12 protein-coding genes are annotated in these 12,879 nt (G+C 64.2%); 4 read left to right on the top strand and 8 right to left on the bottom strand.

What is annotated here, in order from left to right; all coding sequences use genetic code 11:
- Nucleotides 1–1,206 carry a potassium channel family protein gene (locus V5735_RS10765; RefSeq protein ID WP_423743518.1) on the top strand — a complete coding sequence of 402 codons (1,206 nt, stop codon included), beginning with the start codon at nucleotides 1–3 and terminating at the stop codon, nucleotides 1,204–1,206.
- Between the two features lie 95 nt (nucleotides 1,207–1,301).
- Here V5735_RS10765 and V5735_RS10760 read toward each other — a convergent pair whose 3' ends face one another.
- Nucleotides 1,302–1,577 carry a DUF7536 family protein gene (locus V5735_RS10760; RefSeq protein ID WP_423743517.1) on the bottom strand — a complete coding sequence of 92 codons (276 nt, stop codon included), beginning with the start codon at nucleotides 1,575–1,577 and terminating at the stop codon, nucleotides 1,302–1,304.
- Nucleotides 1,578–1,615: 38 nt separating this feature from the next.
- Nucleotides 1,616–2,005, bottom strand: coding sequence for a RidA family protein (locus V5735_RS10755; RefSeq protein ID WP_423743516.1), 390 nt, complete (start codon nucleotides 2,003–2,005; stop codon nucleotides 1,616–1,618).
- A 138-nt stretch (nucleotides 2,006–2,143) separates the two neighbouring features.
- Between V5735_RS10755 and V5735_RS10750 the strand changes: the two genes are divergently transcribed.
- Nucleotides 2,144–3,100, top strand: coding sequence for a succinylglutamate desuccinylase/aspartoacylase family protein (locus tag V5735_RS10750; protein WP_423743515.1), 957 nt, complete (start codon nucleotides 2,144–2,146; stop codon nucleotides 3,098–3,100).
- Between the two features lie 7 nt (nucleotides 3,101–3,107).
- Nucleotides 3,108–4,235 (top strand): pyridoxal-phosphate dependent enzyme, encoded by a 1,128-nt coding sequence (locus V5735_RS10745; protein ID WP_423743514.1) that lies wholly within the window; start codon nucleotides 3,108–3,110, stop codon nucleotides 4,233–4,235.
- Nucleotides 4,236–5,043: 808 nt separating this feature from the next.
- Here the strand turns inward: V5735_RS10745 and V5735_RS10740 are convergent.
- Both V5735_RS10740 and V5735_RS10735 read right to left on the bottom strand, forming a co-directional pair.
- Nucleotides 5,044–5,232, bottom strand: coding sequence for a hypothetical protein (locus tag V5735_RS10740; RefSeq protein WP_423743513.1), 189 nt, complete (start codon nucleotides 5,230–5,232; stop codon nucleotides 5,044–5,046).
- A 175-nt stretch (nucleotides 5,233–5,407) separates the two neighbouring features.
- Nucleotides 5,408–6,676, bottom strand: a complete 1,269-nt coding sequence (locus V5735_RS10735; RefSeq protein ID WP_423743512.1) for a TiaS agmantine-binding domain-containing protein — start codon at nucleotides 6,674–6,676, stop codon at nucleotides 5,408–5,410.
- Nucleotides 6,677–6,821: 145 nt separating this feature from the next.
- On the opposite strand from V5735_RS10735, the gene V5735_RS10730 reads away from it, so the two are divergent.
- A complete protein-coding gene (locus V5735_RS10730) occupies nucleotides 6,822–7,769 on the top strand; it encodes a transcriptional regulator (protein WP_069449803.1) in 948 nt (315 codons plus the stop codon).
- Between the two features lie 104 nt (nucleotides 7,770–7,873).
- Here V5735_RS10730 and V5735_RS10725 read toward each other — a convergent pair whose 3' ends face one another.
- The 4 genes from V5735_RS10725 to thrS all read right to left on the bottom strand — a co-directional run bounded on the left by V5735_RS10725 (nucleotide 7,874) and on the right by thrS (nucleotide 12,620).
- Nucleotides 7,874–8,122, bottom strand: coding sequence for a glutathione S-transferase N-terminal domain-containing protein (locus tag V5735_RS10725; protein ID WP_007982202.1), 249 nt, complete (start codon nucleotides 8,120–8,122; stop codon nucleotides 7,874–7,876).
- A 137-nt stretch (nucleotides 8,123–8,259) separates the two neighbouring features.
- Nucleotides 8,260–9,723, bottom strand: a complete 1,464-nt coding sequence (locus V5735_RS10720) for an NCS2 family permease (protein WP_423743511.1) — start codon at nucleotides 9,721–9,723, stop codon at nucleotides 8,260–8,262.
- Between the two features lie 152 nt (nucleotides 9,724–9,875).
- Nucleotides 9,876–10,589 carry a phosphoribosyltransferase family protein gene (locus V5735_RS10715; RefSeq protein ID WP_007982204.1) on the bottom strand — a complete coding sequence of 238 codons (714 nt, stop codon included), beginning with the start codon at nucleotides 10,587–10,589 and terminating at the stop codon, nucleotides 9,876–9,878.
- Nucleotides 10,590–10,682: 93 nt separating this feature from the next.
- Nucleotides 10,683–12,620: a threonine--tRNA ligase gene (gene thrS, locus V5735_RS10710; RefSeq protein ID WP_423743510.1), complete on the bottom strand. Its 1,938-nt coding sequence runs from the start codon at nucleotides 12,618–12,620 to the stop codon at nucleotides 10,683–10,685.
- Nucleotides 12,621–12,879: the final 259 nt, after the last annotated feature.

The following is a 12,879-nucleotide window of genomic DNA, read 5'->3' as shown; positions in this document are numbered from 1 at the left end:
ATGGAACCCGCGAGCGGCGACGTCGAGTACGAACCCCGGAGCGTGAAGGAGGTCTTGGCGGAGATGAAGGACACCGCGGAACTGCTCATCGACCTCTCGTACTCGGCCGTCCTCAACGGCAGCGACGACATCGCCGAGGAGGTGCTCGCCCTCGAAGGGAAGATGGACGTGCTCCAGATGCAGGCCAGAATGAGCCTGCTCATGGCCGCCAGAAGCCCGGAGGATGCGGAAGAACTCGCCCCCGTCCTCGGCGTCGTTGGCGCGGCCGAGAAAATCGCCGACGCGGCGGGCGACATCGCCAAGGTCGTCTTGGAGGACATCGGTCTCCCGCAGGCGATGCGCGCGACGCTCCCCGAGGCGATAGAGACGCTCGTCCACGCCACGATAGCGGAGTCGTCACCGCTCGCCGGGGGGACGCTCGGCGCGTTGAACCTCGAAACCGAGACCGGAGTTCGCGTCATCGCCATCCATCGCGGCGGCGACTGGATTCTGAATCCCCACCGCGACACCGACCTTCGGGTGGACGACCGACTCCTCTTGCGCGGGCCGGAGGAGGGCATCGCCGACGTGTACGTGGAGGCGACCGGCCGGGAGTACCAACCACCAGAACCCCCGGAGGCGGACGACACCGACCTCGAACGCGCGGTCGATTCCATCGTTCTGATGAAGAACATGAGCGAACTCGCGGTCGATTTGGCCTACGGGAGCGTCCTGTTCGACAGTACGGACGTGGCCGAAGAGGTGGTGGAACTCGAAGCCGAAGTGGACGCGCTTCAGTCGCGCTTCGAGGCGTGGACGTTGCAGGCGGCGGCGCACGCGGACGACCCCGTTTCCTTGCGCGGACTCGTCCACCTCGCCAACAGCACGGAGGTCATCAGCGACGCGGCCGTCGAAATCAGCGAGGGCGTCCTCCGCGGACTCGGAACCCATCCGGTAGTCGAACACGCGGTACAGGAAAGCGACGAGGTCATCGTTCGCGTCACCGTCGCCCACGGGAGCGCGTTCGACGACACGACGCTCGGCGAGGAACAGGTCGAAACCGAGACGGGAATGCGCGTCATCGCGGTTCGGCGGCCCCCGGACGACTGGGTGATTTCGCCCGGCCCGGAAACCGAGGTTCACGCGGGCGACGTGCTGTTGGCGAAGGGAACGCGGTTGGGTGCCGAACGGCTCACCGAACTGTCCGGTGGGGAACGGATGGAGTGAGGCGCGCGGGGTGGTGCGGATGACGCGGTGCGGATAGCGTGACGTGAGTGGCGCGGTGCGCGGCGAGTGAGGGGGGGTCGGCGGGTCGAAGTCGGTCAGTCGAGGTCGCGCGCGAGCCGCCGTGCCGAAACGAGCGTCAGCGCCGCCGTCAACAGCGCGCCGAGCGTGAACGCAAGCACGAATCCGAGCGCGAGATACGCGGTCGGCGTTCCCGCCTGTCCCCTGACGTGCCCGACGAGGACGACTCGGTAGACGTAGACGAGCGCGGTGAACACGATGCTCATCGTGAAGCCGAACGCGGCGTTTCGGCGGATGTTCAGCGCCTCGATAAGGTTCGACGTCGGCGGGCGTTCGGGAATCTCTTCTTGCACGCTCGGTGGTTGGAACGGCCGAATAAAAGGTGCGTCGGTCACGCCGTGACGATGGCGTCGGCTTCGATTTCGACCAGCATCTCGGAGTCGATGAGCCTGCTGACCTCCACCATGCTGGTGGCGGGTCGCACGTCGCCGAAGAATTCGGCGTGCGCCTCGCCGACCGGTTCCCAGTTCTCGATGTCGGTGACGTACATGCGCGTTCGAACCACGTCGTCGAGGCTCGCACCCGCCTCTTCGAGCGCCGATTCGACGTTTTCGAGCGTCCGTTTCGTCTGGCGATACGCGTCTCTCTCGCCGACGATGGTTCCATCGTCGGCGGTGGCGGTGGTCCCGGAGACCCGGACTTCGTTTCCAACGCGAACCGCACGCGAGTAGCCGACGCGTCCTTCCCACTCGGTTCCGCTCGATATCTTTTCTCGGTCCATGAAGAGGACAGCCGTCTCCCAATCAAAAATCGTCCGTTCGCATCGTCGCCCGATTTTCGCCCGGAAACGACGTGCCGTGCCGAACCTGGCAACGGGAATACCGAACTGCTAAGGGTTTTCGGCGACGGTGTTTCGATAATGACAACGCTCGGAACGGCGAGCGCGGCCCCTGGGGAGATGGACACGGGCCGCCTCCCGGTCGGTGAAACTCGCGACGGGAGCCAGTTCGGCCTCCCGGTTGCCGTTATCAACGGCGCGGACGACGGAAAGACGCTCTATATCCAGGCCGTCAGCGACGGCGACGAACTCAACGGACTCGGTGTCGTCAACCGAGTCGTCCCGCAACTCGACCCCGAGGAACTCTCGGGAACGATTCTCATCACCGGTCTCGTCAACTACCACGGTTTTCAGGTGGCGGAACACAGGAATCCCATCGACGACACGAAGATGAACCGGACGTACCCCGGCAACGAGTCGGGAACGTCGAGCGAGCGAATCGCGGCGGCGACCTTCGAGGCCGCGATGCGCGCCGACCTCGTGCTCGACCTGCACCAGGGCTCGACCAGCCGGATGATAAACGAGGCTCGCGTCCGCTGTGGCCCGCGCCACCGACTGCACGACGAGTGTCTCGAACTCGCCAAGGTGTTCGACTGCGGCTACGTCCTCGACCAGAAGGGGCCGGACGGACAACTCGCCCGCGCCGCCCCGGACGAAGGGGTCCCGACCATCGACCCGGAACTCGGCGGCTGTGTCGGCTGGGACGAAGAGAGCATCCAGTACGGCGTCGACGGCGTGTTCAACGTCCTTCGCTACTACGGCTTCCTCGACGAGGACGTGACGATGAACAGCCAGACGCGAGCGACCGGCTTCGACCGCTACGGCGCGCCGAGCGGCGGTCTCGTCACCTTCCAGAAGGACCTCGGCGACGAGGTGTCGCCGGGGGAGACGCTGTTCACCATCACCGACGTGTTCGGCAGATTGAAAGCCGAAGTCACCGCCGACCGCACCGGCATCTTCTGGCGCTCGCGTCGCCTGCCGCAAGTCGCCACGGGCGAATACGTCTGCTCGGTGGGCATCGACGTCAGCCGCTACTGACTAACACATGGTAACTACCCTCTCCTGTTCGGCTTGCGGGAACGAATACGCCGCCGGGGCGAACGAGCCGTGGCGCTGTGAGTGCGGCCACCCGCTGGATTTCTCCGAGCAACCGCTTCCCGACGGTCCCGCGCCCGAGTTCCGCGACATCGACACGCGGGACGGCCTGTGGGCCTTCGAGGAGTTTCTCCCCGTCCGGCGCGTGGCGACCCTCGGCGAGGGATTCACGCCGCTCGTCGATGCCGACGGCTGGAACGCCCAATTCAAGCTGGACTGCGTGTTCCCCTCGGGCAGTTTCAAGGACCGCGGCGCGACGACAACCCTCTCGCGCGCCGCCGAACTCGGCGTCGAGACGGTGCTCGAAGACTCCTCGGGCAACGCGGGCGCGGCCATCGCCCAGTACGCCGCTCGTGCGGGTATCGACGCCGAAATCTACGTCCCGGCGGACGCGAAGGCCTCGAAACTGACGGCCATCGAGTGCGCCGGTGCGACCCCGGTCCGAATCGAGGGAAGCAGACAGGACGTGACCGACGCGTGCATCGAAGCCGTCGAGAACGGCGACGGGTGGTACGCCAGCCACGCGTGGAACCCGTCCTTCTTCTCGGGGACGATGACGTTCGCGCTGGAACTCGCCGCCCAGCGGGACTGGAACGTCCCGGATGCCGTCGTGACGCCGCTCGGGCACGGAACGCTCTTCCTCGGCGCGTACCGCGGCTTCCGCGCCCTGCTCGACGCGGGGTGGACCGACTCGATGCCCCGACTCCTCGGCGTGCAAGCCGCGGGCGTCTCGCCCATCGCGGACGGCCTTCACGCCGCTGGCGAGAACGAGGGTGACGGGCGGTCCGGCGACGGCCGCGCCGACGAGCGCAACGACGTCGCCGACGGGATTCAGATAACGCGTCCCGCCCGCCGCGACCAGATTGCGGACGCCATCCACGCGACGGAGGGCGACGCCATCGCGCTGGACGCGGGTTCCACGGAAGCGGCGCTGGAGAAACTCCACCGGACCGGGTTCTACGTCGAACCCACGAGTGCCGTCGCCGCGGCCGGTTTGACGGCGTACCGCGACCGAGGGATTTTGGCGGACGACGCCGACGTGGTGGTCCCCCTCACGGGTAGCGGACTGAAAGCGTAACTGGCGACCGGATAGCGGTTTTCGTGACGTCGTACTGCCGATTTGATGATGTCGAAATGTGACTTCGGTGACGTCGTAACCGCTGACGTACTGTTTTCGAATTCTCCTGCTACGAGCGGGTTCTGGTTTTGGTGTGATTGCACTCGCTACGAGGCAGTCCCTGAAAGCCCCCGCCACGCTCGCGGTCGCTCGCCGACATTTCGACGCAAACCCCGCGTCGAGAGGGGTCGCCGAGACGACCACGCAAGCGCGACCGGGCGGCCCCTTTCAACCCACCCAAACACAAAAACCGCACAGCACCGCGACAGCCACTCCCTCCCCAACCGATTGCGTTCCTCACTTCGTTGCGGTACTCATCCCTCGCACGTTTTTCCGAGACGACTCGGACGTGTTGTCCTCGTCGCCTCGCCAGCGCGCGCCACGATGGAAAGTTCAGTAGCGTGAAGCTGAATCGACTCGCCCGGCGCGTGCACCACCAACCTCGAGGACGCTCCGTCCGAGGGGTTGGTTGGTTATCACGCGAGGGATGAGCACTGGAGCGGAGTTCTCGTGAACGAAGTGAACGAGAGCACGGAAGAGCATCGCTCTTCCGGAGCGAAGCGCGCAATCGGTTGGGGAGGGAGTGGCTGAGGCGGTGCGGGTGCGGTTTCAGTGACGTCTGTAGTAGCAGTCATAGAAAAACCACCAACTCGTAGCGAACAGGCGGGGGCTTTTGAGGTCCACGTCTAAGCAGGTGCGATTCAGTCGTTCACAACGACACCACGTCGTATCGAATTTGCTCGAAAAAATTCCCGGTATCCCTACCCAACTAACACACGTAGCCGGTGCGCCAGCGTTCGACGGAGACGCTGTGCATGGGGATGTCGTGGTTCTCGAACAAATCGTGAATATCGACCAATAGCTCCTGATTCACGTCCTCGGGGGACACCCCGCCGAGACGGAGGGGCGTCTGTTCGGTGGCGATATGCTTTTCCGAAGAAGGTTCGTTGTTCGACATGCTTCGATACCCTCGAAGCAAGCAGGGTAGGTGTCCTACCACCTGCCTTTCGGCGAAACCCTGTTGCTTCGCTCGACATATCAAACGTTGGTGAGTTAATTCTATTGGTTTGGGGGGTTGGGGCAGTCGGACGACTCGTCAGAAAAAGTCGTGGAAATCTCCCGCCTCGAACCGGTCACCCCTCCGGGTGCGTCGGGGCGTCGAAATCGCCCCGGACGAGGGGTTTTGCGATGTGGCGGCGCGCTTCCGGCGGGACTTCGTACCACCCGATTTCGAGTTCGCGGTCGAGTTCGCGCTCGACTTTGCCCGCCGCGTCGGTTCCGCACCGCTGACAGCGGTAGCCCTGTCCGGCCCCCGCGCTCTTCATCGAGCGGCCGCAGTCGGGACAGTTCGGCGTCACGAGTTCCGTCGCGTCGAGCGACCGCACCGCAAACTTCTCCAGTTTCAGGGTTCCCTTCGTCACCTCGCCGCAGGCCGTGATTCGGTCGCCGGGGCGGAGGTTCCGAACGTGGTCGCGGAAGCGCTTCGTGGGTTCGAAGGCGGCGCACTGGAGTTCGGCCTCGCCGTCCGTCACGGTGAAGAAGACGTGGCCGCCGCGCCGCGTCTCCGGGTCCGAGGCGACGGTCCCCGTCACCCGGTAGGCGCTGTCGTCTTCGACCTCGTGCAGGGCGGCGTCCTGTAGGTGGGCGTCGGTTCCCTGATTCGTCACGAACAGCGCGGTTCGGGCGACGGGTTCGCCGTCGATGCCCTCCGAGACGCGGCGGACGGCCTCCGGGTCGTCGCCGCGAATCCCGTGGAGGATGGGGCAGGGCGTGTGGGGGACGCAGACCGCCTCGCCGGTGCCGCGGTCAACGGTATCCCACACGTCCGGGTAGCCCGAATCGGCGGCGGCGAAGGCCGAGTCAAAGTTCACCTCGCGCGGGGTGCCCCACCGCTCGGGTTCGCGGTAGGAGATGTGTTCGTAAGTCCACTCGGAGAAGGCGGCGTGCGCGCCGACGGCCGCCACCGCGCCGATTTTCCCGCGGCCGTTCTTCCATCCCGCGTGGCGATAGCCCGCGGCCTCGATTCGCCGCTCGGCCTCCCCGCGGGAGAGCAGTTCCCGAACGGCGCGCCGCGCGAACTCGGCGATTTCGTCGGGTGCCTCGTCGGGGCCGTGGGGAGCGACGACGAGGCCGGGGTTCGTTCTCGGGTCGTCGGTCTCGGCGGCGGACGCCAACTCTTCGCGGGCGAGTTCGAACGCCGGGTCGGCGTCGAAATCGGTGTGAATCGCCAGCGCGGCGTTCCCCCGCGTCTTGTGTTTCACGGCGGGGTTGAGTCGGACGAGGAGCAGTCGCTCCACGGTCCCCCCGGCGTCTCGAATCCGTTCGGCGAGTCGCGCCGCGAGGTAGGTCGTACACATGCCCCGGTTTCGGGAGTCGGTGTCGTCGAGACCGATGACCGTCACGTCCGGTGGTTGCGGCGTGGCGAACTAACCGCTTTCGAAGAAATCTAACGTATATGAATCTATCGCTGGCAATTTTGACAATCGCAAGACGGCGGCGATGCGATGCGCCAAAACGCCTTTATACTGGAATCACTTACCTGCCACCATGTCCCGGTCTGCACTGGTCGGAAACGTGACTGCGATGTTAGAGGACGCTGGATTCGTGGTCAGCGACCGGTGTGCAATCCGACCAAAGAGTTTCGACGTGGCAGCGCGACGAGGACCAGACCTCCTGCTGTTGAAGATCCTTGGCAACATCGACGCGTTCGACGCCCAGACGGGCGTCGAGATGCGGCGTCTCGGCACGTATCTCGACGCGACGCCGTTGGTGCTCGGCCTCCGGACGCGAAATCAGGACCTCGAAACCGGCGTGGTGTACTTCCGCCACGGCGTCCCTGTGTTCAGCCCGGATACGGCGGTCGACCTCTTCGTGGAGGGCGTCCCGCCGCTCGTGTACGCCGCACCCGGCGGCCTGTACGTCAACATCGACGGCGACATCCTCCGCGACGAGCGCCAAGACCGAGGTTGGAGCCTCGGACAGTTGGCGTCCGAACTCGGCGTCTCCCGCCGCACCGTCTCGAAGTACGAGGGCGGCATGAACGCCAGCGTCGAGGTGGCGGTCGAACTCGAAGCGCTCTTCGACCGCGAGCTGACGAGTCCGGTCGAGGTGTTCGACGGTGCCGAGGAGTTGACGGACGCCGACGAGCCGGACGAACCGGAAGCCGAACCCGACGACAAGGACATGTTCTCCGCGCTCACCCGCGTCGGGTTCACCGTCCATCCGACGAACCGCGCCCCGTTCAGGACGGTCAGCGAGGACGACCGCGAGGACCGCGTCCTGACGAGCCATTCGACGTTCACCCGAACCGCCGAGAAGCGCGCTCGAATCATGAGTTCCATCAGCCGCGTCGCCCGCACCCGCTCCGTGTACTTCGTGGACGAAGCGCGGCGCGAAACGGTCGACGGAACCGCGCTGGTCGAACGCGAGGAAATCGAAGGAATCGACGACGCGGACGAACTGCAAAAGCTGATTCGGGAACGCGCGGAAGCCTGAAATCGTCGCCTCGGTTTTCCCGTCAGCCCGATTTTTCGCTGATTTTCACCACAGGGAGGAACCCGAACGTCGGAACTCCGACCGAACGCTTCGACTCGACGTCGTTACTCGCCGTACGTTGTCTCCAGATACTCGTTGATGTCGTCGCTCTCGGGCATCCCTTCGATACCATGTTCCGTATCGACCAGCACCGGCACGCCGGTTTGCCCGCTGATTTCCTTCACTTCGGTTCGCTGCGAGTGTCTTCGGGGAACGGAGTGCGTCTCGTAGTCCAGCCCGAGTTCGTCCAACTTGGACGTTACCTTCGAACAGAACGGGCACCCTCTGAGTTCGTACAGTTCGATGTTCGACATACGAGCGCATAGGGAAGTGAGAAATAAGAGTGTGCTGTTCGCGAGGAAATCCGCCGGATTTCGAGTGGCGAAAGGAATCCGTCCGTCGATGAGAAACCCCGCTGGTTTTCGAACAGCGGAGCGGAGTGGGGCGGTGTTCAGACGTTCCCTTGCAGGACGCCGCTCGTGCGGACGAAGAAGTAGAGGACGAACGCCGCGGCGAGCGCCCAGTGGCCGAGGCGGATTTCCTCGCGCTTTCCGGCGGCGAGTTTGACGATGGGGTAGGAGACGATGCCCGCGGCGATGCCGTAGGCGATGGAGTAGGTGAAGGGCATGACGAGGATGGTCATTCCGGCAGGGACGGTGTTGGTGATGTCGTCCCACGCGATGTCAACGACGTTGCCCAGCATGACGACGCCGATGACGACCAGCGCGATGTGCGAGGCGTATTGGGGCACCGCGGCCGCCAAGGGAACGAACACGAGCGAGAGCAGGAACAGGATGCCGATGACGAGCGCCGTCATCCCGGTTCGGCCTCCTTCTTCGACGCCCGAGGCGGATTCGATGTACGTCGTCACCGTCGAGGTACCGAGCATACCGCCGACCGTGGTTCCGATGGCGTCGGCCATCAGCGGTTTCTCGACTTCGGGGAGATTCCCCTCGTCGTTGAGGAAGCCGCCGACCTGCCCGACGCCGACGAGCGTTCCGGCGGTGTCGAAGAAGTCCACGAAGAAGAACGTGAACACGATGAGGCCGAACGAGAACAGTCCGTCGAGCGTGGTCAGTCCGTGGGCTCCGAGGCCGCTCACGAACGCGCCAGCGACGGGAGAGATGTCGTAGGTCGCACCCGTCATCGTCGGGGTGAGGGTTCCCGCGCCGACGAGACCGAAGAACTCGGCGGCGTAACCGGCGATGGTGGTCACGGCGATGCCGATGATGATGGAACCCGGAATTCCGCGGGAGTAGAGTGCGAACGTGAGGAAGAGACCGAGAACGGAGAGGATCGCTGTGGGGTCGGAGGCGACCGGACCGAGCGTGACGAGGGTCGCCGAGTCGGCGACGACGACGTTCATCGCTTCGAGTCCGATGATGGCGAGGAACAGTCCGATACCCGTTCCGACCGCGAACTTCACGGGTTCGGGGAACAGGCGGATGATGTATTTTCGTGCGCCGATAGCGGTCAGGAGGATGAACAGCACACCTTCCACGACGACGGCGGCGAGCGCCGTCTGCCACGAGACGCCGAGCGTCCCGACGACGGTGAACGCGAAGAAGGCGTTCAGGCCCAGACCCGGTGCCTGTGCGAACGGTCTGTTCGCGTAGAACGCCATCGTCAACGTCGCAACCGCGGCGGCGATGATGGTCACGACCGCGAGCATCGCCACCGTCTGGTTGTACGAGTAGCCCACGAGGTTGATACCGTCCTGAATCGGTATCTGCGGGTTGTCCGCGAGGATGGACGGGTTCACGACGACGATGTAACTCATCGTCAGGAACGTCGTTATCCCTGCCATGATCTCCGTCCCGAGGGTCGTGTCGTGCTCCTCGAAACCGAAGTAGTCAGCTAGCATGCCGGATACGCCCGATTCCTGCCGATTACCGTTGATGTCTTTTAGCCCCATGATTCACGAGTGAGCATAAACGCGAATACCTACTTAACAGTTCTCATCGAATCTAGGCACCAATACGTAATTATGTATATGTCGGCAAATCGTTCATCCCTATTCGAGCAAAATTTACATGACGATGCTCACTATCGCGTGCTACCGGGCCGTTATTCGAACGACGCGAGCGCGCCGACGGGGGCGTCCGTCCGCCCTTTCGCTCGTTCGATTCCCTCCGTTCCGGCCGCGATGAGGGCGAAGACGCCGCCGACGTTCGCGTCCGCGTCCTCCGCGATGTCCAAGAGGAGTTCCTGCGTCTCGCCCGAACGGATGAGGTCGTCCACGACCAGCACGGTTTCGCCGGGCGCGATGGCCGAGGCAGGCAGGTAGTAAGTGAGTTCGATACCCGAGGCGAGTCGCTGGCGGGCCTCGATGAACTCCTCGACGGCGGTTTCCTTCGACTTCTTAGCGTAGGCACAGCGCGCGCCGAAGTAACTCGCCATCGCGGCGGCGAGCGTGATGCCGTCCGTCGCGGCGGTCAGCACGACGTCGGGCAGGTCGAAGTCGAACGTCTCGACGGCGACGGGGGCCACGAGGTCGAGGAACGACTGGTCGAAGACGACGCCGGAGTTGTCGACGTACCCTTCCGGGTCGAGGCGGGTCCGGGCCTGCAGTTCTTCCGCGAGTTGCTCGCGTCCGACCCCTTCCACGACCGCTTCCGCGCGGTCGGGACTTGGAAGGACGTGTCCGTTCACGTAGCGATTCAGGTCGCCCGCCGGGAGGTCGGTCACCTCGGCGAGTTCGTCGTAGGTTCGAGTCTCCTTGAGCATTCGAAGGACGGAGACGGCCTGTAGTTGGAGATTGGCCTTCTCTGCTCGGTTCATACCCCGCTACTCATCATCGTGCAACCTTGAACACTTCGATGCTTGATTCGATTTGTTTAGGCACAACTATGTAGATTCGGTTCGTGGCGCGGGTCAGTCGAGGAAGTCCGGGTGGAGGCTCTTTTCGCCGTACTCGGCTTTCAGATGGCGTCGGAAGTCGTCGAGCTCGACGCCGCCCTCCTGTCTCTCCTTCCGGTCGCGCACCGAAACCGTTCCCGATTCGGCCTCGTCGCTACCGACGATTATCATGTACGGGACGCGGTCGTCGTGGCCCGCGCGGATTTTCTTCCCGAGCGTCCAGTCCCGGTCGTCCACCTCGACGCGGAACGCCCCGAGTTCGTCCGCGATTTCCCCGGCGTAGCCCGATTCGTCGTCCGTGATGGGGAGGATTCGGATCTGCTCCGGTGCCAGCCAGAACGGGAACTTCCCCGCGACGTGCTCGATGAACACGCCCATGAAGCGCTCCATCGACCCGAGCAGGGCGCGATGAATCATCACCGGCCGGTGTTCCTCGTTGTCCTCGCCGACGTAGCTGATGTCGAGTCGCTCGGGTTGCACGAAGTCCAACTGCACCGTTCCGATGGTCCACTCGCGCCCGATGGCGTCCTCGACGTTGATGGCGATTTTCGGCCCGTAGAACGCGCCTTCGCCCCCGGCCACATCGTACTCCAGCCCTTCGTCCTCCAGCGCGTTCCGAAGCGCCTCGTGTGCTCTTTCCCAGAGTTCGTCGTCGCCGATGGCGTCGTCGGGTTTCGTCTCCAGTACGAGGTGGGCGTCCAAGCCGAAGGCCTCGTACATGCCGTCGATGACCGACAGCGTGCGGGCGATTTCCTCCCGAATCCCCTCGGGGCGGACGAAGGCGTGTCCGTCGTCCTGCGTGAATCCGCGCACCCGCAACATCCCCGAGAGTTCGCCGGACTGCTCGTTTCGATAGCACATGCCGAACTCCGAGAACCGAAGCGGCAGGTCACGATAGGACCGACGCTGGTCGTCGTAGATGTGAGCGTGATTCGCACAGTTCATGGGCTTTAGACCGTACTCGTGGCCGTTTTGCTCCCACGCGAACATTTCGCCTTCCTCCTTGAAGTGGTCGTAGTGCCCCGACTTCTTCCAAAGTTCCGTGTGGTTGAGTTCGGGCGTCTTCACCTCCTCGTAGCCCAGTTCGGCGTTCTTCTCGCGGACGAACTCCTCCAGTTCGCGCCGAATCGCCATCCCGTTCGGGTGGAAGTTGACGCATCCCGGCGAGTGGTCGGGCACCGAGAACAGGTCCATCTCGCGCCCGATTTTGCGGTGGTCGCGCTTCGCGGCTTCCTCCCGGCGTTCGAGGAACGCTCCCAGTTCGGATTCGCGCTCGAACGCCGTGCCGTAAATCCGCGTGAGCATCGCCTCGTCCTCGTCGCCGCGCCAGTAGGCCCCCGCGATTTCGAGGAGCGAGAGGGCACCGACATCGCCCGTGGATGCGACGTGCGGCCCGGCACAGAGGTCCTCGAACTCCCCTTGCCGGTAGAACGTGACGGGTTCGTCCGCCGCGATGTCGTCGAGCAGTTCGAGTTTGTACGGTTGGTCGGCGAGGCGCTCGCGGGCCTCCACGGGGGACACCTCCTCGCGCACGATATCGTAGTCCGCCGACACGATGTCCCGCATCTCGGCTTCGATGTCCGCGAGGTCGGATTCGTCGATGTCGAGACCATCGAAGTCGTAGTAGAACCCCTCGTCCGTCGGCGGCCCGATGGCGAGTTTCGCGTCCGGGAACTGCCGCGAGACGGCCTGTGCGAGGACGTGCGCGGCGGAGTGTCGGAGGACGCGCACGGCGTCCTCGCTGCCCGGCGTGACGATTCGGAGGTCGGCGTTCGACTCGATTCGATACTCCGGGGCGACGAGGTTGCCGTTCACGATTCCGGCGAGACAATCCTCGCCGAGTCCCGGCCCGATGTCGTAGGCGACGTCCGAGACCGATACGGGGCCGTCGAACTCGCGTTTCGACCCGTCGGGAAGCGATACGATTACACCGTTCTGTGATTGCTGGCTCATGGTTGTGACTGCCGATTTCTGATTTCGATGGAGCGCCCTCCCTCTTCGACCGGATGCCGTCGAGCGCGGCGCGAACGTCCGTTCGCGCCGCTGTTTTCTTCTCGGTGTGCGTGGCTCTCCGTGTCGAAAGCGGGCGGAAAAACGACGATGGTGGTGACTAAGTTAGCGGGCGGGAACCCGGCGTGTAAAGCAGTCACCTAGCATCGTGTTGCTCGTCCAACCGTACTCGCGGGACGATATATATCTCTTGTGCGGATGT

Source organism: Haladaptatus sp. SPP-AMP-3 (genome assembly GCF_049568665.1).
In the GTDB taxonomy this organism is placed as follows: Archaea; Halobacteriota; Halobacteria; order Halobacteriales; family Haladaptataceae; genus Haladaptatus; species Haladaptatus paucihalophilus.
The sequence above is the reverse complement of the archived record's forward strand: the minus strand, read 5'-3'. Positions and strand labels throughout refer to the sequence as shown.